We start from the raw sequence: 20,794 nt of genomic DNA, 5'->3' as shown, positions 1-20,794 counted from the left end.
ACCATCCGATGCCTCAAACGCCACCTCGCCCGCACCATCTACCGAAACCTCAAAACCGACCTCATGACCACTTGACGATCTATAGGACCGTCGCTGACCACTGCTCCGCTTCGCTGCGCATGCCGAGCTACTCGATGAGCGCTACGGGAGGCGAGCGTCTGGCGGCGCGTCCCCGCGATGCAGGCCCATCAAGGAGAAATCCCCGCGCCACGGAGGCGACCCGGCACAGACGGCCCGCGTGGATTTCGACGACTGGGCCGAAGAGCGGGGTCATGGCGCGCCGCGCGCGAGCCGACGACTAGTCGAAGAAGCCGTCGAACATGTCGCCGATGCCCTCACCGATGTCGCCGAAGCCGTCGCCGATGCCCTCGAACATGTCACCGACGCCCTCGCCGATCGCGCCGAAGCCCTCACCGATGCCGGCGAACAGGTTCCCGCCACCGCCGAAGAGCAGGCCGCCGACCATCATGCCGGTCAGCATGTCCGAACCGCGCCAGGAGTTGTAGTAGCCCTGGGCGTACGGCTGGTAGGCCGGGCCGCCCTGCCAGTAGGGCACCCGCTGGGCGCCGACCTGCACGGTGCGGATGTAGGGATCGGCACCGGCCTTGACCCGCTCGGCGTCCGCGGCGCAGGCCGGGACATCGCGGGGCGAACCACCGGGCGGGGCCCAGGAGACATTCTCGGTGGAGGGGCCGTGGGCGGGGTTGAAGAAGCACGGCGGCCGCTTCTGCGGCAGCGGCTGACCGGCCAGCCGCGCCTTCACGCAGGCGATCGCGTACCGGCCGTCCTCGAGGATCTCGGTGACGTGCTTGATCTCATCGGGCTTGGTCACCGCGTCCAGCGACTGCTTCGCATCGTCATAGGAATCCAGCGCCCGCGTGTAGTCCTGCTGCATCGCCTCGTCCAGCGCGTGCCCCGCGACATCGGAGTCGAGGGCCTGCAGTTCCTCACCGAACTTGGTGACGTCCTCATCGGCGACCTTGCGGGAGGCGGTGAGCTGCGACTCCAGCTCCGCTCGTTCACGCTGCTGGCGCTGCAGGGTGGCTCGTCTGCTGACGAAGTAGCCACCACCCACCACCAGGGCGATTATCACGAGCAGTATGACGAAGTCCATACCCCCATTGTGCCCGTCTGCCCCCAATCCGGGGAACCGGAAAGGCCCACCCCTGATCGGGGCGGGCCTCTCGGTTGGTCAGCTGACTCACTCGGTGGGAACGGGCGTCTCAGTCGACGATCTCGCAGATCACCGCACCCGCGCTCACCGTGGCCCCGACCTCGGCGTTCAGCGCGGAGATCTTGCCGCTGCGGTGCGCGGTGAGCGGCTGCTCCATCTTCATCGCCTCCAGCACCACCACGGTGTCACCCTCGGCGACCTCGTCACCCTCGGCGACCGCGACCTTGACGATCGTGCCCTGCATCGGCGAGGTCAGCGAGGTCGAGGACGCCGCCTTGGCCTGCCCGCTGCTGGACCGGCGGCGCGGTTTCTTCGCCCCACCGCCACCACCGCCGGACAGGCTGCCCAGGGTGGCGGGCAGCTTGACCTCGATCCGCTTGCCGTTCACCTCCACCACGACCGCGGTCTTCTCGGTCGGCTCGGCCTGCTCGCCGCCGGCGTCCCCGCTCCACGGCGCGATCTGGTTGTCGAACTCGGTCTCGATCCAGCGGGTGTGCACCTTGAAGTCACCGTCGGGGGCGGTGTACGCCGGGTCGTCGAGGACGGCGCGGTGGAAGGGCAGCACGGTCGGCATGCCGTCGATGACGGTCTCGGCGAGCGCCCGGCGGGAGCGCTCGATCGCCTGCTCGCGGCTGGCGCCGGTGACGATGATCTTGGCGACCAGCGAGTCGAAGGAACCGGGGACGGTCATGCCTTCGAGATAACCCTCGTCGACGCGTACGCCCGGGCCGGTCGGCGGCAGCCAGCGGGTGAGCGTACCGGGGGCGGGCATGAAGTTGCGGCCGGCGTCCTCGGCGTTGATCCGGAACTCGATCGAGTGCCCGCGCAGCTCCGGGTCGTCGTAGCCGAGCTCCTCCCCGTCGGCGATCCGGAACATCTCGCGGACCAGGTCCACCCCGGCCACCTCTTCGGAGACCGGGTGCTCGACCTGCAGCCGGGTGTTCACCTCCAGGAAGGAGATGGTGCCGTCCACCCCGACCAGGAACTCGCAGGTGCCGGCGCCGACGTAGCCGGCCTCGGTCAGGATCGCCTTGGAGGCGGAGTAGAGCCGATCGAGCTGGGCGTCGGAGAGGAAGGGCGCCGGGGCCTCCTCGACCAGCTTCTGGTTGCGGCGTTGCAGCGAGCAGTCGCGGGTGGAGACGACGACCACATTGCCGTGCTGGTCGGCCAGGCACTGGGTCTCGACGTGCCGGGGGTGGTCGAGGAATCGTTCCACGAAGCATTCACCGCGGCCGAAGGCGGTGACCGCCTCACGGACCGCGGAGTCGAAGGCGTCACGGATCTCGGCCTTGTCGCGGACCACCTTGAGGCCTCGCCCACCGCCGCCATAGGCCGCCTTGATCGCGATCGGCAGCCCGTTCTCCTCGGCGAAGGCGACCACCTCGTCGGCGTCGGCGACCGGTTCCTTGGTGCCCGGTACCAGCGGGGCACCGACCCTGTCGGCGATGTGGCGGGCCTTGACCTTGTCCCCGAGGGAATCGATGGCCTTCGGCGGCGGGCCGATCCAGGTCAGCCCGGCATCGATCACCGCCTGGGCGAAGTCGGCGTTCTCGGCCAGGAAGCCATAGCCGGGGTGGATCGCGTCGGCACCGGACTGCTTGGCGGCCTCGATGATCTTGCCGATGTCGAGGTAGGAGTCGGCCGGGGTGGCGCCACCGAGGGAGTACGCCTCGTCGGCGAGCCGGACGAAGAGCGCATCGGCGTCCGGTTCGGCGTACACCGCGACGCTGCCCAGGCCGGCGTCGCGGGCGGCGCGGATGACGCGGACGGCGATCTCACCGCGGTTGGCGACGAGCACCTTGCTGATGGCCATTGCTTCTCCTTCGAATCGGCTGCAGCCGGAGTCTAGGGGAGGCGTACCGACCCCTGATAACTTTGCTGACCAGTTGACGAATCCGGTCACTACGGAGGTGGAGGTGCCCCGACCGCGGATCGCGCACCGGCGCGAGCGGGTGCTGGCGGCCGCGGAGGGGGTGCTGGTGCACCGCGGGTTCGATGCGATGACCATCACTCGGGTCGCCACCGAGGCCGGGATCGGCAAGGGCGCGTTCTATCTCGAGTTCGGCGACAAGCAGGAGCTGCTCGAGGAGCTGCTGCAGCTCTCGCTGGATCGGGTGATCGAACGGGTACGCCGCAGCGGTCCCGGTGGCCTGGGTGAGGGGGTACGCCGGGTGGTGCTGGCCCTGCTCGGTGAGCCGCTGCTGGTGGCCGCGCTGCTCGATGACCGGCGGGTGCTCGGTGTCGGGGCCGCGGTGGCCGCCGAGCTGCGGCATGCGATGCAGGTGGCGCTGGCGGCATACCTGGCCGCGCTGCAGGAGGGCGGGGCGGTGCGTGCCGAACCGGAACCGGCAGCGATGGCGGTCGCGGTGTTGGCCTCGATCACCGGATTCCTCACCCAGGCACGGATTCTGGGCGGTGCCGCTGCCGAGGTGCAGGCCGCCGCGGATGCCCTGGCGCTGATGGTGTCGGGACTGGCCGGCGGAGTGGCCGGGGATGCCGAGTTGGACCCGGCGGGATGGTTGCGGTTGATGGTGCTGCTGCGGCACTGATCCGGGTGGGGATAGATTCACCGCCATGATGATCCGGCCGGACACGCTCGCGGCGATCAGGGCGGGGGAGGTGGATCTCGCGTTCCGCCGCTGGGATCGCCCCCGGGTGCGCGTCGGCACCGGCCTGCGCACCCGCGTCGGGCTGATCGAGGTGACCAGCGTCGAGCAGGTCGCGGTCTCGAAGCTCACCGCCGCCCAGGCCCGGCGGGCCGGCGCCGGTTCGTTGAAGGGATTGAAGGAAATGCTGGCGGCGAAGGCGGATCGGCCGATCTGGCAGGTCGGCCTGCGCTATGCCGGGGCCGATCCGCGGGAGTCGCTGCGGGCCAGCGTGCCGGACGCGGCGGAGCTCGCCCGGCTCGTCGGTCGGCTGGACCGGCTCGATGCGGCGTCGGCGATCGGGCCGTGGACCCGCGCGACGCTGGCGATCATCGACCGCCGCCCGACCGTGCGCGCTCCGGAACTGGCCGCCGAGCTGGGCCGGGACACCCCGGAGTTCAAGCGGGATGTCCGCAAGCTCAAGGAGCTCGGGCTGACCGAGTCGCTGGACATCGGCTACCGGATCTCGCCGCGCGGGGCGGCGCTGATCGACGCGGAGACAGGGGCGGTGCGGGCCGATCGCCAGGCCGCTCCGGAGGGTACGCCGCTGCCGCGGATCGGCGCCCCGGCGACCCGGGCGCTGCGGGCCGAGGGGGTGTGGACGCTGGAGCAGGTGCGCGAATGGTCGGAGCGGGAGCTGGCCGCCCTGCACGGTGTCGGGCCGATGGCGATCGGCTTCCTCCGCGATGCCCTGGCCGAGCGGGGCTGGTCCTTCGCCGACTGAACCGGCGTACCCCTTCGCTGATCCACTGCACAGCTATGCACAAGGTTGCATGGCTATGTAAACTGGTGTTATGACTCGACGCAAGCAGGGTGCTGCTCGGCACCGCCACGGACTCCGTTCATCGACCACACCGGTGCACGCATACCGGCTGGTGGCCGAGAACGCCTTCCCGAAGGATCTGGAACCCGCCGAGGTCGGTGCCGGCACGCTGAGCCGGGAGCGCCTGGTCCAGGCGCTCACCGTCGGGTTGAGCGTGACCGAAGATGTGGATTCACCCGAGGAACTGGTGGCGCTGTTCGAGGAAGCGGAGTCCGGTGGGTCGACCCAGGCGCTGTCCGAAGATGACGCGGCCGCATTGGTCGAGTTCGCTGGTCTCGAGCCCGCGGTGACGACCGCGTTGTTGGAGCCCCAGGTCGCGGCGGCGGCAACGGTGCGGGCGCGGCGCGAAGGTGCGCAGCAGACGCTGGCATCGACGGTGACCGCAGCAGAGGTCGCGCGGATGGTGTCCCGCGACCGCAGCGTGGTGTCCCGCTGGGCCGGCAAGGGGCAGCTGTATCGCTTCCAGGTGCGCGGTGTTGATCGCTATCCGCGCTGGCAGTTCATCGACGGCGAACCGCTGCCGGGACTCGGCGAGGTGGTGCCGGCCATTCCCGCAGGGATGGTCCCCTCCGCGGTCGAGACGTTCATGGGTACCGAGTTCGAGGAGTTGGCGGGACTGACGCCGCATGACTGGCTGCGCGCTGGGAACCCGGCCGCTGCCGTGGCGCGCCTGCTGTCCGAGCTGGACCGGTGACCTCGAAGGCGCCCGCGGCTCCGCCTGAGCCGTTGCGGCGCAGCGACAGCGATGTTGTTGCCTGGCAGCAACCGTTGGTCCGGATCTTCAAGACCTCCGGTGCGCATGCGTTGCCGTGGAACGAGCTGCGCAGCTTCGGACCGTTGTCGCTGTGTCGGTGGGATCCGATGCCCGAACCGGCGCGGGAGTACCCGCAGCATGGAGTGATGTACGCCGCGAGCACGCTGGCGACGGCGCTGGCCGAGGTGGGGCAGGCGACTCGAACCATCGATATCCATACCGGGCAGCCCGCCTATCTGATCTGGCAGCCCACCCGGCCGCTGCGGTTGCTGGATCTGACCGGACGGTGGCTGATCCGCCATCAGGCCGCGACCGCGTTGATGCACGGCGAGCGAGCGACCTGCCGAGCGTGGGCGCGAGCGATTCACGGGCAATGGCCGGATCTCGACGGGATCCTGACGAACTCGACGATGACCAACGATCACGCGGTCACCCTCTTCAACCCTGCCCGTGACTCGTTTCCTGCCCGGCCGACCCGAACCGGCCGCCTGGATCTGCCGATCCTGACTGCCCTGATCGACGCGATCTCCACCGAGATCGGATACTCGGTCCCCCGCGTTCCACCGATCTGAGCTCGCGTACCGACGGCCCCGCAAGATCGGAGAAGCCCGCGGGGGCGTACGGGCGCAGACTCGTCTCGAGACGCAGAGCCGAGCCGAGGAGGAACCATGGCACAGCCCCAGATCGTGGACCGCGCCGCGTGGCAGCAGGCCGCCGACCAGCAATTGGCACGGGAGAAGGAGCTCACCAGACTCGGTGACGAGGTGAGTGCCGCGCGGCGTCGGCTGCCGATGACGCCGGTGCAGAACTACACCTTCGCCGGACCCGACGGGCCGGTGACGCTGCTCGACCTGTTCGGTGATGCGGAGCAGCTGATCATCCAGCACTTCATGTTCGACAGCGACTGGGACGCCGGCTGCCCGTCGTGTTCGAACCTGGCCGACAGCCTCCCGCACACCGCGCACTTCGCACCATACGGGATCCGCTTCGTGCGCATTTCTCGTGCCCCGGTTGAAAAACTGACGGCCTATTCGGAGCGGATGGGCTGGCGCGAACCGTGGGTCTCGGCGGGGGAGACCAGCTACAACGACGACTGGGGATGGACCCGCGACGGCGGCGAGGTGCCCGGGGTCAGCTTCCTGCTGAAGGTCGGCGAGCAGGCCTACCTCACCTATTCCACCACCGGCCGCGGGGTCGAGCCGTTCAGCTCCGAGGCCGGCTATCTCGACCGGACGATCTATGGCCGGCAGGAGACCTGGGAGGACTCCCCGGCGGGCTGGCCGCAGACCGAGGCATTCAGCAGGACCAGACGGCACGACGAATACTGAGGTGGCACCAGTGACTGTCGGTCGCGGCTGACAGGGTCGGGGCATGACCACTGATGAACGATCCGATGAGAAGCTCGGGCCGATCCGCGGGCGGCGGCGCGATGGCTGGCTGGGCATCGTGCTGGGTACGCCGGATCCGCGCGGGTTGGCGCGGTTCTACGAGCGGCTGCTCGGCTGGCCGATCTCCACCGAAGCCGACGACTGGGTGACCATGCAGGTGCGGGATCTGCCGGTGAACCTGGCCTTCCAGCTGGAGGAGAACCATGTGCCGCCGGTCTGGCCGGGTGGGCCCGGTGATCAGCAGATGCAGTTGCATCTGGACATCGCTGTCGAGGACCTGGCGGCGGCCGTCGCCGATGCCCAGCAACTCGGTGCCACGGTCGCGGATTTCCAACCACAGGACGATGTCCGGGTGCTCAGCGACCCGGCCGGGCATCCGTTCTGCCTCTACGTCGACCGCGGGGAGTGATCAGTCGCCGGTGCTGGCCAGGCCGCCGGATCGCTCGGGGGACGGTGCGGTCGTGGCGGCCGGGGCCTGGCAGGGGCGGGCCTGCAGCCAGGTGAGCGGATCGCCGGTCCGGTAGCGATCGCCGAGCGCGCCACCGGGATAGCGCTCCAGATGCAGGTGCGGCCCGAACGACTTGCCCGTGGTGCCGATCGCACCGATCTGCTGACCGGCGGTGACCATGTCGCCCACTCCGACGGTGGTCGCGGACAGATGGGCATAGACGCTGAGGCTCCCATCAGCATGTCGCAGCACCACATGGGTGCCGGCCCAGTCGCCCGCACTCGGTGGGACGACCACACCGGCCGCCGGCGCCCGTACCGGGGTGCCTGCCGGGGCGGGGAAGTCCAGGCCGGTGTGCCCGCCCCTGGGGCCCATCGCGCCCCAGCCGGGGCCAAGTCCCGAGACCGCGGGATCGACGGGGGAGCAGGGAACCTCGGTCGGCAATGGCTTCCGTTCGGGCAGCGGGCTGCGCGACGGCGTCGGGGTGGGATCGGCCGATGCCTGGCCGATCCCGGCACCGAGCAGGGCGGCGGAGCACAGGCCGACCAGGGCGAGGCGGGGGAGGCCGGGGCGGGTCATCAGAGTCCTCTCGTGGAACGATCCGATCCTCGTGCCTGGTAGCGGCTGCGGCAAATCGACGAACCCCCGCACCGGTGACGAGGCCCCTGCCGCAGCAGGGGCCTCGCGGTCGGTACGGGGGCTTCGCTTGGCGGTTACTCGCCGAGCGTCAGCGGGCTTCCTTGAACTCCACATGCTGACGGACGATCGGGTCGAACTTCCGCAGCGTCAGCCGGTCGGGGTCGTTACGCCGGTTCTTGCGGGTCACGTAGGCATAGCCGGTCCCCGCGCTGGACCGCATCTTGATGATCGGTCGCAGTTCGTTTCGCTTGGCCATCTCGGTTGGCTCCTCTCGCGCAGGTGGTTGCCTGGTCAACACCCAGCCGGTGAAAATCATTCCCAGTAGCGGGTGCGGCAGACTGACCCGGCGCGGGCCGGGTCGAGGGCTCGGTTCAAGCCTGACCTACCGTTCGGTCGAACCCCATTTTTCTACTCCAGTGCGTGAGTAGTGACGAGCGGATGCGGGTCTGCGGCCCGCCGCCGAGCACGAGGGGCGGAAAATGGGGTTCGACCGGTCGGTCAGTGCGGGGTTGAGGACTTGGCTTCGACTCGCTCGTTCCTCGCTCGCTCAGCCGGCGTGCGCGGTGCGGTACTGCTGGGGGCTGACCCCGTACTGCTTCTTGAACGCCGCGCTCATGCTGAACGGGGTCGCATACCCGACCCGCCGCGACACCGCCGCCAGTGTCAGCGCGGGGTCCTGCAGCAGATCCGCGGCCAGTGCCAGCCGCCACTGGCTGAGGTACGCGATCGGCGGCATCCCGACCAACTGGGTGAACCGGCGGGCCAGCGCGGCCCGCGAGGTGCCCACCGCGGCCGCCAGCGATTCCACGGTCCAGCCATCGCCGGGCCGGGCGTGCATCAGTCGCAACGCGTCGCGGACCAGCGGATCCCGTCCGGCGGTGAGCCAGTTCGGTTCGCCCTCGGGCGCCGACTCGGCCCAGGCCCGGACCACCGAGATCAGCAACACGTCCAGCAACCGATCCAGCACACTGGCCTGCGCCACCCCGGTCCGGCCGGCCTCCTGCACGAGCAGTTCCAGCACCGGCGTCGATACGGCCCGGACCACCGCCACCTCCGGCAGGGCGCGCAGCAGCAGCCCACCGGTCTCGGCTCCCACCAGATAGCTGCCGACCAGCATGGTGTCACCGCCGGCGGGATCGTTGCCCCAGCGCCGAGGCCCGATACCCCACTCGTCGGACAGGTCCCGGCCGCCGCTGCCGGTGCAGGTCTGACCGGGCCCGATCCGCACGTCCGGCTCCCGATCCGCCGAATCCGCCACCACATAACGCACGCCCCGGCGTACCAACGCCACGTCGCCGGCCTGCAACAGCGTCGGCGGATGCCCGACCGGACGCAGCCAGGCGTCCCCGGTCAGCACCGCCATCAGCGTCAGCGGGGCATCGTCGGCGATGTCCACCGACCACGGCCGGGCCAGCTGCAGGTGCAGCACGAACGCTCCCCGCGCCCGCGGCCCGTCCAGGAAGTCGGTCAGTGGGTCCACGCCCACCGACGCTAGTGCGCTCACCGGGGCGGCGCGAGAGCAGCGCCGATCAGCGCGCCGGTGCCGAGGACCGAGAGCACCGCGCGCACCGTGTTCGCCCGGGTCCAGTCGGTCAGATGATCCCGCCAGACGCCGACCGCCGCCGGATCGGTCGGGGTGAGCGCATCGACCTTGTTGTTCAGCGGCACGTGATAGCCGATGGTGAGCAGGAAACCGGCCAGGTACGCCGCCCCGCCGGCCGCGGCGAGCAGGTCGGCGGTGCCGCGTTCACCGCGGGCGACCCGCACGATCAGGTAGCCACCGAGCACGGCGGCGCCGAAGAAGCAGATCATGAACGGTGGTTGCACCGCGGTCCGGTTGAACTGCTGCATCTTGGCGATCCCCGCGGGATTGGGCAGCTTCGCCAGGGCCGGCATCACCCGCGCCGAGAAGTTGAGGTAGACCACGGCGGTCACCCCGGTCAGGGTGGCCGCGGTGAGCGCGAGGGTTCGAAGCATCTGGCTCTCCCGGTTCGTGGCGGCGTCGGGTACGCCGACCTGCACGCCATTCGATCGGGTTTCGGTGAGCGTAACCATGGCCTGTGCGCTCACCTGCATACGTCAGCGTCTCATCCCGGGGTGGTGTGCGCGTCGCCCCACCGCTCGTCCCGCCCGGCGGGTATAGCCGGGTCAGGGGCGTTTCACCGCCCGCTGGGAAACCTGTTGCGGAAGGGAGACCTGGTGTTCACGATGCGGAGCCTCACGCTCGAGGATCTCTGGTGCGCGCTGGCGGCATTCGTGCTCTGCACGATCATCGGGATGGAGCGGCAGCTGCGCCGCAAACCCGCCGGGGTGCGTACCCATGCCCTGGTCGGCCTCGGCAGCTGCCTGTTCACCCTGGTATCGATCCACGGCATGCCGGTGCTGGAACGCGAACCGATCCAGTGGGACGGCTCCCGGATCGCCGCCCAGATCGTCTCCGGTGTCGGCTTCCTCGGGGCCGGGGTGATCTTCGTGAACCGGGACGCGATCCGCGGCTTGACCACCGCCGCCACGGTCTGGCTCGCCGCCGCGGTCGGGATGGCTGCTGGTGCGAACCTGATCCCGATGGCTGCGCTGTTCACGCTGCTGCACTTCGTGGTGATCTTCGTGGTCTCGCCGCTGCTGCGCCGGCTGCCCAATGCCGAGGCCAAGCGGACCCTGCGGATCCGCTACACCGACGGCCGCGGAGCGCTGCGGCGGATCATGCTGGCCGCGGGGGAGATGCGCTTCGACGGCACCATCGACTCGACCCGACAGGTGACCGCCGACGACTGGGAGGGCGTCGAGGTCCGGATGCGGTTCCGCGGTGCGCTGCCGCTGCGCGACCTGATGGTGCAGCTCAGTGAGCTGCCCGATGTACGCAGCGTGATCCTCGAGGCGGAGGACGACGCGGACTGAACTCCCGCTCCGTTCATCTCGACACGCAACCCATTGCTCCGCTTCGCTGCGCATGGGTTGCTACTCGATGAACGTGGGTCAACGCTCGATGAGCCGGTGTCGTTCATCTCGACACGCAACCCATTGCTCCGCTTCGCTGCGCATGGGTTGCTACTCGATGACCGTGGGGAGCGCGAGTACCGCAATTTACTAGGATGTCCTAGTATTTTCTTCGCCGACATCGATGAGGAGCGGGATGAGCACACAGTTCGAGCTGTCCGATGACCACCAGGATCTGCGGGCGGTGGTCGCCGACTTCGCCCGCAACGAGGTCGCTCCGAACGCGGCCCAGTGGGACCGCGAGCACACCTTCCCGCTGGAGACCGTCCAGAAGATGGGTGAGCTGGGTCTGTTCGGCCTGCACGCCCCGGAGGAGTTCGGCGGCACCGGTGACTTCACCGGCCTGTGCGTCGCCATCGAGGAACTGGGTGCGGTCGACCAGTCCCTGGGCATCACCCTGGAGGCCGGCGTCGGCCTGGGCATCAACCCGATCGTCAACTTCGGCACCCAGGAGCAGAAGGACCGCTGGCTGCCGGATCTGGTTGCCGGCAAGGCACTTGCGGGCTTCGGGCTCACCGAACCCGAGGCCGGTTCGGACGCCGGTGCCACCCGGACGAAGGCCGAGCTGACCGACGGCGAGTGGGTGGTCAACGGTGCCAAGCAGTTCATCACCAACTCCGGGACCGACATCACCTCGGTGGTCACCGTCACCGCCCGCACCGGCACCCGCGAGGACGGCCGTCCGGAGCTGTCGGCGATCATGATTCCCAACGGCACCGAGGGTTTCACCGTCGAACCGGCGTACGACAAGCTCGGCTGGCACGCCTCCGACACCCACCCGCTGACCTTCGAGAACGTGCGGGTGCCCGAGGCCAATCTGCTCGGTCCGCGCGGACGTGGGTACGCGCAATTCCTGTCCACATTGGATGATGGCCGCGTTGCGATCGCCGCCCTGGGGTTGGGTTGCGTCCGTGCCTGCCGCGATCTCGCCGTCGAGTACGCCGGCACGCGGCAGTCCTTCGGCGGCCCGATCGGCCGCAAGCAGGGTGTCGCCTTCCAGCTCGCTGACCTCGATGTGGCCGCCCACGTCGGCCACCTGCTCGTCTATTCCGCCGCGGCGATGAAGGACGCGATGCCCGCCCAGCCGAGCAAGAAGCAGCTGGCGGCGTACAAGCGGGCCGCCGCGATCGCCAAACTGCACACCTCGGAGGCGGCGGTCACCGCGACCCGGATCGCCGCGCAGATCTTCGGTGGCTACGGTTTCATCGAGGAATACCCGGTGGCCCGGTTCTATCGCGACGCCAAGATCCTGGAGATCGGGGAGGGCACCTCGGAGGTGCAGCGGATGCTGATCGCCCGGGGCCTCGGCCTGCCGGTCGAGTGAGCCTGCCAGCCGAGTGGAACGAGGGAACGGAGCACCCATGGTGGACGGCATCAGCACCGCTGCCGACATCGACGCGGCTCGGGCCGCCACCGGAACCCTGGGCGAGAAGGCCCGGGCCAAACTGGACAGCCAGCACAAGCTGTTCGTCCGGGACCGGATCGCGCTGCTCTTCGACGAGGGCACCTTCATCGAGGACGGGCAGTTGGCCAATGCCCTGGCCGGCAATCTGCCTGCCGACGGTGTGGTCACCGGCCGCGGCCTGGTCGAGGGCCGGCCGGCGCTGGTGGTCGCCAACGACCCGTCGGTGAAGGCCGGCAGCTGGGGCGCGCGGACGGTGGAGAAGATCATCCGGGTCACCGAGGCGGCGCTCAGCGAGGAACTGCCGATCTTCTGGTTCATCGACTCCGCCGGTGCCCGGATCACCGATCAGGTGCAGCTCTTCCCGGGCCGCCGCGGGGCGGGGCGGATCTTCCGCAACCAGGTCCAGCTCTCGGGCAAGGTGCCGCAGATCTGCTGCCTGTTCGGCCCCTCGGCCGCCGGCGGGGCCTACATCCCCGCCTTCACCGACCTGGTGATCATGGTCGAGGAGAATGCCTCGATGTATCTCGGTTCGCCCCGGATGGCCGAGATGGTGGTCGGCGAGAAGGTCTCCCTGGAGGAGATGGGCGGTGCCCGGATGCATGCCACCGTCTCCGGCTGCGGTGACCAGCTCGCGACCGACGACACCGATGCGATCGAGCAGGCCAAGCACTGGTTCTCCTATCTGCCGCTGAACTGGCGCGAGCAGCCGCCGACCCAGGAGCCGGCGCCGCCCGCCCGCGAGTTCACCGACGACCTGGTACCGGCTTCGGAGTCGGTCGGTTACGACATCCATTCGGTGATCGACGCGATCACCGACGAGGATTCGTTCTTCGAGGTGAAGCCGCTGTTCGCGCCCGAGCTGGTCGTCGGAATCGGCCTGCTGGAAGGAAATCCGGTCGGCGTGGTGGCCAATCAGCCGGCGGTCAAGGGCGGTGTGCTGTTCGTCGACTCCGCCGACAAGGCCGCCCGGTTCATCTGGCTCTGCGATGCCTTCAACATCCCGCTGCTCTATCTCTGTGATGTGCCCGGGTTCATGATCGGTTCGGCGGTGGAGCGGCAGGGGATCATCCGGCACGGTGCCAAGATGATCACCGCGATGGCCGAGGCCTCGGTACCGACGGTGTCGCTGGTGGTCCGCAAGGCCTACGGTGCCGGGCTCTATGCGATGTGCGGTCCGGGGTTCGCGCCGGATGCCTGCCTGGCGCTGCCGACCGCGAAGATCGCGGTGATGGGCCCGGAGGCGGCGATCAATGCGGTCTATGCCAACAAGATCAACGCGATCGAGGACGAGGCCGAGCGGGAGGCGTACGTCACCGGGCTCCGGGAGGAATACGAGGCCGATATCGACATCCTGCGGCTCGCCTCGGATCTGGTGATCGACGGCATCATCAACCCCGACGAGGTACGTGGGGAGCTCATCGCACGCTTCGCGGCGGCCGCCGGCAAGGACCGGGACCGCCCCGCGCGTCGGCACGGCGTGCCGCCGGTCTGATCGGCACGGCGTGCCGCCGGTCTGATCGGCCGTTAGGGTGAGCGCGTGCAGAGATCTTGGTGGTACGCCCCCGCGGTGGGCTTCGCGGCGCTCGCCCTGTCCGGTTGTTCGTTGATCGCCGGTGGCAGCGGCCAGTTCCAGGTCGAGGGGCAGACCTACAAGGCGAGCAGCATCAAATGTGAGAAGCGTCCGGACGGGCTGCTGCTCACCCTGGAATCCGGGGCCGCCTCCGCCAAGGTCGCGGTGACCGACGAACCGCAGCCGAAGGCGATCGCGGTGGTGATGGGTTCCAAGTCGCAGGCCTCGATGATGATGCGCGCCGAGGAGAACATCGGCCGCGCCGTGGTGACCCGCAGCAACAAGACCTTCGTGGTCAACGGCAATCTGGAGCGGGTCAGCCAGAACGGTCAGCCCGGCGGCGGCGCCGAGGACTTCACCCTGACCGTCACCTGCAACTCGGTCGGCTGAGCGCACCGAACTTTGTCAGCAACTATGGCCGGTCCTCGTTCGAAGGACGGGCAATAGTCGCTGACAAAGTTCAGGCGGGGAGCCGCGAGAAGGCGCGGGTGAGACTGGCTTCGGCGGGGAGTTTCGCGCCGGGGAAGGGGGTCGCCTCGATCCGCTCGGCGCCCTTGACCTTCACCCTGCGCCAGGTGCCGACGGCGCGGCCGCCGGTGACCACGGTCGGCTTGAACATCCCGTTGCGGCCCGGTACGACGAGGGTCTCGTGGTCGCGGTCGAGGGTGGGCGTCCGGTCGGCGTAACCGAGGATCAACTCGTCGAAACCGGGCAGCAGCAACAGCCCGCGGGCGGCCCGGCGGTGCTCGGCCAGCAGATCCGGCAGCTCTGCGGCGTACCAGTGTGGGACCCCGTCGATCTCCTGGGTCACCAGCCCCGAGGCGCCTGCGATCCCGCGGCGGACATCCCCCATGGTGAGCCCGGTCCAGCGCGCCAGATCGGCCGCGGTGGCCGGGCCGTGCGAGACGAAATAGCGCTCCGCCCACCGCGCCAGCGCGGCCTCCCGGTCAGCGGGGGCGACGGGTTCGGGGACCCAGTCGTCGAGCACCACGAAACACTGCTCCAGCTTCCCGCCCGCGCGCAGCGGACCCTGGGCGAGCAGGCCGGTGTGGCACAGGGTCATCAGCAGGTGGTACGCCCGCCCGCTCGGTTCGGCGTACCCGTGCGGCTGCCACATCTCGATCAGCTCGGCCCGGGTCCGCGGGCCCTCGGCCGTGATCGCGGCGGCAGCGAGCTCACCGGCATGGGCGAGCATCGCATCGGTGACGCCGAGCTCGGCGCGTCGCTTGGCGGCCTGGGCGTACATCCGCGGGGAGGTGAGCTCGCACATCCACGCGGCATCGCGCGCGGCGAGCAGATGCAGGGTGCCGCGCATCGGCCAGCTGCGGAGCAGCTCGCCCGCATCGAGCGCGGCTCGTACCCCGGCGCGGTCGCGGTCGGCGGTGCGCAGCGCCACCGAGGTCAGTGCCCCCGGCAGATCCTGTGCCTGCACACAGCCCAGGTGGGTGACGGCGGCGGTCGCATCGGTCAGTGGCGGACCGGCGAGCCGCTGCGCGAGGATCCGCGCCAGCGACAGGTCGGCCCGCTCGATGCTCACTGGACCACGGGACGGATCTGCAGCGACTCGACCATCGCTTCGTCGGTGGCGTCCACGGCCAGCCGCACGGTGGCGGCGACCGACTCCGGGGTGAGGTAGATCTCGGCGCGGTAGTCCTCGTTGCCGAAACCGGCCTGGATCTGGCGCTGCATGTCACTGTCCACCCGGCCGGGATGGATCGAGGTGACCCGGACCCGGCCGCGCTCCTCCTCGCGCAACGCGTCGGTGAACGCCCGCAGCGCGAACTTGGAGGCGGCGTACAGGCCGTTGCCGGGGCTGGCGACGTAACCGGCGCCGGAGTTGATCGTGACCACCTGGCCACCGGCGGTGCGCAGGGCCGGGAGCAGCTGTCGGGTCAGGTCGGCGACCGCCACGACATTGGTGCCCAGGATCTGCGCCCAGTCCTCATGGCCGGCCTCGGCCACCGTCTTGTTGATGATGATCCCGGCGGAATGCACGAGCACATCGAGGGTCGGGGATTCGGCGAGGGAGGAGCCGGCGCTGGCATCGTCGATGCTGCTCGGATCGGTCAGATCGGCGATGAAGGGCTCGGCCGAGGGGAGTTCGGCGACCACCGGATTGACGGTCTCCGCGCGGGTACCGCCGACGAGCACGTGATGGTCCCTGCCCAGGTCGAGCGCGATCGCCCGACCGATGCCACGGCTGGCGCCGGTGACCAGGGCGACGGGGCGGCTCACTTGAAGAAGATCCCCAGCACCAGGCAGATCATCCAGAGCAGCCCGGAGACCTGCAGCGCCCGGTGCCGGAGCACGACGTCCTCGGGCTCACCGGCGTCACCCTTGTCGACCTCCAGGGCGTACTGCAGCAGGCCGATGGTCAACGGGATGATCGAGATCACCAGCCACGGGATGCCCCACAGGCCGGTGGCCGGCGCGGGCTGACCCTGCGCGACCGGCCCGCCGATGGCCCACAGGCAGTAGGACATCAGCGTGATCGCCGCGGACAGGTGCCAGGCGAACCGCAGATAGGAGATGGTGTACGCCTTCAGCGACTTCCGGGTGCCCGCGTCCGAACCGAGCGCGTGCATCTCCGAGTAACGCTTGCCGGCCACCATGAACAGCGAACCGAAGGCGGCCACCAGCAGGAACCAGGCCGACAGTTCGATGTAGGTCGCGACACCGCCGGCGATCATCCGCAGCAGGAATCCGGAGGCGACCATCGCCAGATCCAGGATCGGCTGGTTCTTCAGGAACTGGGTGTAGAGCAGCTGCAGCACGAAGTAGACCGCGAGCACCACCCCGAGCATCTTCGCGGTCCAGAACCCGAGGCCGAGCGCCAGGGCGCAGCAGATGGCCGCGAGCACGTAGGCGGCCGGCACGCTCAACTCACCGGCCGCGATCGGGCGGAACCGTTTCGTCGGATGCAGCCGGTCCTCGGCGACATCGGTCGCGTCGTTGATCAGATAGATGGTGGCGCTGATCAGGGAGAAGGCGACGAAGGCCAGCGCGACGTGCCCCAGCACCGTCGGCTCGAAGATCCGACCGGCGGTCAGCGGGGCGGCCAGGACGAGGACGTTCTTCACCCACTGGCGTGGGCGCATGGCGCGGATCGCGGCCGGCAGATAGGTCTTGGGCCGCTCGCTGACCTCGGTCTCGGGGGCCGTGGAATGAGGCTCAGTAGTCATGACGGGTCCGAGGCTATCGTGACTGGCGTGAGGGACGGGTATTTTCGCGCGCCGCTGGGCCGGATGTTGGTCACCGCCGCGGCGATCCTGGTGATCGGTGGTTGTTCGGCGGCTGCTCCGCCGCCGGCACCGGATCCGACGCCGACCCCGGTCGCGGTTCCCGCCGGCGGGGTGAGCATGGCCCAGCTCGGTTTCCGGAACGTGCCGGCCGCCTCGATCACACTGCCGGCCGGGGTCCAGATCCTGCGTCAGGTGGACCAGGAGAACGTCCTCACCGCCACCTTCGCCTCCCCCTCACCGGCCGAGCTCGCCGACTGGCTGCGGACCAGCCTGCCGCAGGCGGGATTCCGGATCACCGCCGATCGGGGCGATTCGCTGGTCTTCACCGGACCCGGTTGGAGCGGCGCCTTCACCGCCGACAACGGCGTCTCCGCGCTGACGATCCGCAGGAATCCGTGACGGTCATCGAGTAGCAACGCGTACGCAGCGAAGCGGAGTACGCGTTGCGTGTCGAGATGAACGGGCGATCTGGAGGGGTCCTTGGTTTCGACTCGCTCGTTCCTCGCTCGCTCAACCGGCGGAGGGGGCTCGTTCCTCGCTCGCTCAACCGGCGGAGGTGGTGGCCCAGAGGGTGTGCCAGGGCAAACCGACCTCGGCGGTGAGGTCGCGGAGCAGCGGCAGGCTGATGCCGACGACGTTGTGCGGGTCACCAACGATGCTGCGCACGTACGCCCCGCCGAGACCGTCGATGGTGAACGCGCCGGCGACCGCCAGCGGCTCCCCGCTGGCCACATAGGCCGCGATCTCGGCATCGCTCAGATCGGCGAAGTGCACCTCGGTGGAACCGGTACGCCCGGCGCTCAACACCCGATCGCCGGCCCGGCGGATCACCCGGTGCCCGGTGTGCAGGACGCCGCAGCGGCCCCGCATCGCCTGCCACCGCTGGGTCGCGATCTCCGGCGTACCCGGTTTGCCGTGCGCCGCACCGTCGAGTTCCAGCACCGAATCGCAGCCGACCAGCAACCAGTCGGCTGCCGCGCCGGTGCCCTCATCGTCGAGCCGGGCGGCGACCGCCTCGGCCTTGGCATCGGCGAGCATCTGGGCCAGCTCGGCCGGCGGGGGACCGCCGAGCGCCTCCTCGTCGACGCCCGAGACGATCACCTCCGGCGCCAACCCGGCCGAGCGCAGCGTCTGCAGCCGCGCCGGGGACGCCGATGCCAGGATCAACCGCACCTCAGCCGCGCCTTCCCTCGCCGAGCAACCCGCTCAGCGCCTCGATCGATTCGTCCAGCGGGCCGGTGGCGTCCGGATCGCCGTCGCCCAGCTCCAGCAGGAAATCCGACAATCCGGGTTCGCCGTGCGGGCGGCCGGCGCCGCGGCCGTGCGGGGTGCTGCCGTAACCGGCCAGGATCGGCCCGAGCCGGTCGGCGTTCGGTCCGCTGCGGAGCCGGGCGCCGAGCCGGGCCAGCACCAGCGGCGCCAGCAGCCGACCGAGCCGCCGGACCAGTGCCAGGTCACTCCCGGCGAACTCCCGGGCCAGGGTGTGCGCGACCGCATCGGTGTTGCCGCCGAAGACGTTGCGGATGATCGCCAGGCCCTGCTGGGGGTCGACCCGGTCCAGGGTCAGTTCCGGATCCGCGTGCCGCTGCAGCGCCAGCGCCAGGGACCGCTCACCGCCGGGCTGGTCGGCATTCGCCGCCATCCCCACGATCAGGGCGCCGACGAGCCGGCGGGAGAGGGCGGCGACCGCCTGCGGCTGGCCGCCGACGCGGGTGGCCAGGGTGTCCATCGATACTCCGGCGAGGAGCTGATCGATCTCGTCCATCACTGCCCCCCCCCAACCCGGTGTCCTGCGCTGTCGCAGCACACGCTAGCCGCCGATCGGAGGGTTGCGGAAGAGTGTTTCAGGAACGGGCTGCTCAGCGGCCGCGCCAGGCCCCGGGCCCCGGCCGGTGCTCCCGGCGTACCGAACGCCAGTAGGCATTCCAACCCCGGCCCTCAGCCCGGTCGCTGCGGGCACCGGCCCGGCCGTTGCCGCTGCTGGCCGCGGCGGTGAGCACGGTGACGACGGCGGCGAGCTCCTCCGGGGTGGGGGAGCCGGACACCACCTCGATCACCGGTGATTCGGGGGTCTTCTCGCTCATCGTCACTCTCCGCTCACAGTTGGTCGCGTACCCGGCTCACAACGGAATGTTGCCATGCTTCTTCGGTGGCAGGGTCTCCCGCTTGGTCCGCAGCATCCGCAGCACCCGGACGATCTCCGAGCGGGTCTCGTGCGGATGGATCACCTGATCGATGTAGCCGCGTTCTGCCGCCACATAAGGGTTTGCGAGCTCATCGTCGTAGGCGGTGATCAGCTCCGCGCGCAGTGCGTCGGGGTCGTCGGCCTCGGCGAGCCGCTTGCGGTGCAGGATGTTCACCGCACCCTGGGCGCCCATCACCGCGATCTGCGCGGTCGGCCAGGCCAGGTTGATGTCGGCGCCGAGATGCTTGGAGCCCATCACGTCGTACGCCCCGCCGTAGGCCTTGCGGGTGATCACCGTGACCAGCGGAACCGTCGCCTCGGCGTACGCGTAGATCAGCTTCGCCCCGCGGCGGATGATGCCGGCATGCTCCTGATCCACCCCGGGCAGGAATCCCGGCACGTCGACGAAGGTGAGCACCGGGATGTTGAAGGCATCACAGGTGCGCACGAAACGGGCGGCCTTCTCCGAGGCGTCGATGTCCAGGGTGCCGGCGAAGTGCATCGGCTGGTTCGCGACCACCCCGACCGCACGCCCCTCGATGCGGCCGAAACCGGTGACCACGTTCGGCGCGAAGAGCGGCGAGGTCTCGAAGAAGTCTTCGTCGTCGAGGATCGAGGAGATGACGGTCTTCATGTCGTAGGGCTGGTTCGGGGAGTCCGGGATCAGGGTGTCCAGCGCCCGATCGGCCTCGGTGATCTCCAGTGCGTCGTCCTCGGCCTCGAAGACCGGCGGATCCTCCAAATTGTTCTGGGGCAGGAAACCGAGCAGATCGCGGACGTATTCGATCGCCTCGTCCTCATCACCGGCCAGGTAGTGCGAGTTGCCGGATTTCGTGTTGTGGGTACGCCCACCGCCCAGCTCCTCCATCGAGACGTCCTCACCGGTGACGGTCTTGATCACATCGGGTCCGGTGATGAACATCTGCGAGGTCTGGTCGACCATCACCACGAAGTCGGTCAGCGCGGGGGAGTAGACATGGCCACCGGCGGCGGCACCCATGATCAGCGAGATCTGCGGGATCACCCCGGAGGCGTGGGTGTTGCGGCGGAAGATCTCGCCGTAGAGACCGAGGGACACCACACCCTCCTGGATCCGTGCACCGCCGCCCTCGTTGATCCCGATCAGCGGGCAGCCCACCTTGAGCGCCATGTCGATGACCTTGACGATCTTCTCGCCGTAGACCTGGCCGAGGGATCCGCCGAAGACCGTGACGTCCTGGGAGAACACGCAGACCGGGCGACCGTTGATCTGGCCCATCCCGGTCACCACACCGTCACCGTAGGGGCGCCGCTGCTCCATCCCGAAGCTGGTCGAGCGGTGCCGGGCGAACTCGTCCAGCTCGGTGAAGGTGCCCTCGTCCAACAGCAGCTCGATCCGCTCCCGGGCGGTCTTCTTGCCCTTCGCGTGCTGCTTCTCCACCGCCTTCTCGGAACCGGCGTGCACGGCTTCCTCGGTGCGCCGGTCGAGGTCGGCCAGCTTCCCCGCCGTGGTGTGGATGTCGATGTCCATTCCCGCACCCTAGC

24 protein-coding genes are annotated in these 20,794 nt (G+C 69.5%); 11 read left to right on the top strand and 13 right to left on the bottom strand.

Annotated elements, in window-relative coordinates; genetic code table 11:
• Window positions 1–298: 298 nt before the first annotated feature.
• Window positions 299–1,114 (bottom strand): hypothetical protein, encoded by an 816-nt coding sequence (locus tag C8D81_RS16175; RefSeq protein ID WP_094355573.1) that lies wholly within the window; start codon window positions 1,112–1,114, stop codon window positions 299–301.
• A 109-nt stretch (window positions 1,115–1,223) separates the two neighbouring features.
• Window positions 1,224–2,987, bottom strand: a complete 1,764-nt coding sequence (locus tag C8D81_RS16170) for an acetyl/propionyl/methylcrotonyl-CoA carboxylase subunit alpha (protein WP_133626407.1) — start codon at window positions 2,985–2,987, stop codon at window positions 1,224–1,226.
• 103 nt (window positions 2,988–3,090) lie between these two features.
• On the opposite strand from C8D81_RS16170, the gene C8D81_RS16165 reads away from it, so the two are divergent.
• The 6 genes from C8D81_RS16165 to C8D81_RS16140 all read left to right on the top strand — a co-directional run bounded on the left by C8D81_RS16165 (window position 3,091) and on the right by C8D81_RS16140 (window position 7,193).
• On the top strand, window positions 3,091–3,723 hold the full coding sequence (locus C8D81_RS16165) for a TetR/AcrR family transcriptional regulator (protein WP_166646853.1): 633 nt from the start codon (window positions 3,091–3,093) through the stop codon (window positions 3,721–3,723).
• A 25-nt stretch (window positions 3,724–3,748) separates the two neighbouring features.
• Window positions 3,749–4,543, top strand: a complete 795-nt coding sequence (locus tag C8D81_RS16160) for a helix-hairpin-helix domain-containing protein (RefSeq protein WP_094431532.1) — start codon at window positions 3,749–3,751, stop codon at window positions 4,541–4,543.
• A 70-nt stretch (window positions 4,544–4,613) separates the two neighbouring features.
• A complete protein-coding gene (locus C8D81_RS16155; protein ID WP_133626405.1) occupies window positions 4,614–5,336 on the top strand; it encodes a hypothetical protein in 723 nt (240 codons plus the stop codon).
• Complete coding sequence (locus C8D81_RS16150) at window positions 5,333–5,968, top strand: RES domain-containing protein (RefSeq protein WP_208109338.1); 636 nt, start codon at window positions 5,333–5,335, stop codon at window positions 5,966–5,968. Before C8D81_RS16155 ends, C8D81_RS16150 begins: the two co-directional genes overlap by 4 nt.
• Before the next feature lie 96 nt (window positions 5,969–6,064).
• Entirely contained in the window at window positions 6,065–6,724 is a 660-nt protein-coding gene (locus C8D81_RS16145; protein WP_094431538.1) for a DUF899 family protein, read from the top strand.
• Between the two features lie 43 nt (window positions 6,725–6,767).
• Window positions 6,768–7,193, top strand: coding sequence for a VOC family protein (locus C8D81_RS16140; RefSeq protein WP_094431540.1), 426 nt, complete (start codon window positions 6,768–6,770; stop codon window positions 7,191–7,193).
• Here the strand turns inward: C8D81_RS16140 and C8D81_RS16135 are convergent, their stop codons facing one another.
• The 4 genes from C8D81_RS16135 to C8D81_RS16120 all read right to left on the bottom strand — a co-directional run bounded on the left by C8D81_RS16135 (window position 7,194) and on the right by C8D81_RS16120 (window position 9,848).
• Entirely contained in the window at window positions 7,194–7,811 is a 618-nt protein-coding gene (locus tag C8D81_RS16135) for a M23 family metallopeptidase (protein WP_208109337.1), read from the bottom strand. It abuts the gene before it with no gap.
• Between the two features lie 148 nt (window positions 7,812–7,959).
• A complete protein-coding gene (gene rpmG / locus C8D81_RS16130) occupies window positions 7,960–8,127 on the bottom strand; it encodes a 50S ribosomal protein L33 (protein WP_094431544.1) in 168 nt (55 codons plus the stop codon).
• A 291-nt stretch (window positions 8,128–8,418) separates the two neighbouring features.
• On the bottom strand, window positions 8,419–9,351 hold the full coding sequence (locus C8D81_RS16125; RefSeq protein ID WP_094431557.1) for an AraC family transcriptional regulator: 933 nt from the start codon (window positions 9,349–9,351) through the stop codon (window positions 8,419–8,421).
• Between the two features lie 20 nt (window positions 9,352–9,371).
• Window positions 9,372–9,848: an anthrone oxygenase family protein gene (locus tag C8D81_RS16120; protein WP_166646852.1), complete on the bottom strand. Its 477-nt coding sequence runs from the start codon at window positions 9,846–9,848 to the stop codon at window positions 9,372–9,374.
• 231 nt (window positions 9,849–10,079) lie between these two features.
• Here C8D81_RS16120 and C8D81_RS16115 point away from each other — a divergent pair, with 231 nt between their 5' ends.
• From C8D81_RS16115 to C8D81_RS16100, 4 genes are all read left to right on the top strand, one after another.
• Window positions 10,080–10,769 carry an MgtC/SapB family protein gene (locus C8D81_RS16115; RefSeq protein ID WP_094355750.1) on the top strand — a complete coding sequence of 230 codons (690 nt, stop codon included), beginning with the start codon at window positions 10,080–10,082 and terminating at the stop codon, window positions 10,767–10,769.
• Between the two features lie 235 nt (window positions 10,770–11,004).
• The gene (locus C8D81_RS16110) at window positions 11,005–12,192 is read left to right on the top strand and encodes an acyl-CoA dehydrogenase family protein (protein ID WP_094431549.1); all 1,188 of its coding nucleotides are present in this window, start codon (window positions 11,005–11,007) and stop codon (window positions 12,190–12,192) included.
• 37 nt (window positions 12,193–12,229) lie between these two features.
• Window positions 12,230–13,765: an acyl-CoA carboxylase subunit beta gene (locus C8D81_RS16105; protein WP_094355563.1), complete on the top strand. Its 1,536-nt coding sequence runs from the start codon at window positions 12,230–12,232 to the stop codon at window positions 13,763–13,765.
• A 45-nt stretch (window positions 13,766–13,810) separates the two neighbouring features.
• Window positions 13,811–14,233, top strand: coding sequence for a lipoprotein LpqH (locus tag C8D81_RS16100; RefSeq protein ID WP_133626403.1), 423 nt, complete (start codon window positions 13,811–13,813; stop codon window positions 14,231–14,233).
• A 70-nt stretch (window positions 14,234–14,303) separates the two neighbouring features.
• Here the strand turns inward: C8D81_RS16100 and C8D81_RS16095 are convergent, their stop codons facing one another.
• From C8D81_RS16095 to C8D81_RS16085, 3 genes are read right to left on the bottom strand one after another with little or no spacing between them, the layout of a single operon-like run.
• A complete protein-coding gene (locus C8D81_RS16095) occupies window positions 14,304–15,380 on the bottom strand; it encodes a winged helix DNA-binding domain-containing protein (protein WP_208109336.1) in 1,077 nt (358 codons plus the stop codon).
• Window positions 15,377–16,078, bottom strand: coding sequence for an SDR family oxidoreductase (locus C8D81_RS16090; protein ID WP_166646851.1), 702 nt, complete (start codon window positions 16,076–16,078; stop codon window positions 15,377–15,379). The genes C8D81_RS16095 and C8D81_RS16090 overlap by 4 nt, the downstream gene beginning before the upstream one ends.
• Window positions 16,075–17,025 carry a decaprenyl-phosphate phosphoribosyltransferase gene (locus tag C8D81_RS16085; RefSeq protein ID WP_094355560.1) on the bottom strand — a complete coding sequence of 317 codons (951 nt, stop codon included), beginning with the start codon at window positions 17,023–17,025 and terminating at the stop codon, window positions 16,075–16,077. The genes C8D81_RS16090 and C8D81_RS16085 overlap by 4 nt, the downstream gene beginning before the upstream one ends.
• Before the next feature lie 27 nt (window positions 17,026–17,052).
• Here C8D81_RS16085 and C8D81_RS16080 point away from each other — a divergent pair, with 27 nt between their 5' ends.
• Window positions 17,053–17,484: a hypothetical protein gene (locus C8D81_RS16080; RefSeq protein ID WP_133626402.1), complete on the top strand. Its 432-nt coding sequence runs from the start codon at window positions 17,053–17,055 to the stop codon at window positions 17,482–17,484.
• Between the two features lie 144 nt (window positions 17,485–17,628).
• Here the strand turns inward: C8D81_RS16080 and C8D81_RS16075 are convergent, their stop codons facing one another.
• The 4 genes from C8D81_RS16075 to C8D81_RS16060 all read right to left on the bottom strand — a co-directional run bounded on the left by C8D81_RS16075 (window position 17,629) and on the right by C8D81_RS16060 (window position 20,780).
• Window positions 17,629–18,258 (bottom strand): Maf family protein, encoded by a 630-nt coding sequence (locus C8D81_RS16075; protein ID WP_094432366.1) that lies wholly within the window; start codon window positions 18,256–18,258, stop codon window positions 17,629–17,631.
• Window position 18,259: 1 nt separating this feature from the next.
• Window positions 18,260–18,850 carry a DUF937 domain-containing protein gene (locus C8D81_RS16070; protein ID WP_133626401.1) on the bottom strand — a complete coding sequence of 197 codons (591 nt, stop codon included), beginning with the start codon at window positions 18,848–18,850 and terminating at the stop codon, window positions 18,260–18,262.
• 94 nt (window positions 18,851–18,944) lie between these two features.
• Complete coding sequence (locus C8D81_RS16065) at window positions 18,945–19,169, bottom strand: acyl-CoA carboxylase subunit epsilon (RefSeq protein ID WP_094432363.1); 225 nt, start codon at window positions 19,167–19,169, stop codon at window positions 18,945–18,947.
• A 36-nt stretch (window positions 19,170–19,205) separates the two neighbouring features.
• A complete protein-coding gene (locus tag C8D81_RS16060) occupies window positions 19,206–20,780 on the bottom strand; it encodes an acyl-CoA carboxylase subunit beta (protein ID WP_094432361.1) in 1,575 nt (524 codons plus the stop codon).
• Window positions 20,781–20,794 lie beyond the last annotated feature (14 nt).

This window comes from Enemella evansiae (assembly GCF_004362375.1).
Lineage (GTDB): Bacteria > Actinomycetota > Actinomycetes > Propionibacteriales > Propionibacteriaceae > Enemella > Enemella evansiae.
The sequence above is the reverse complement of the archived record's forward strand: the minus strand, read 5'-3'. Positions and strand labels throughout refer to the sequence as shown.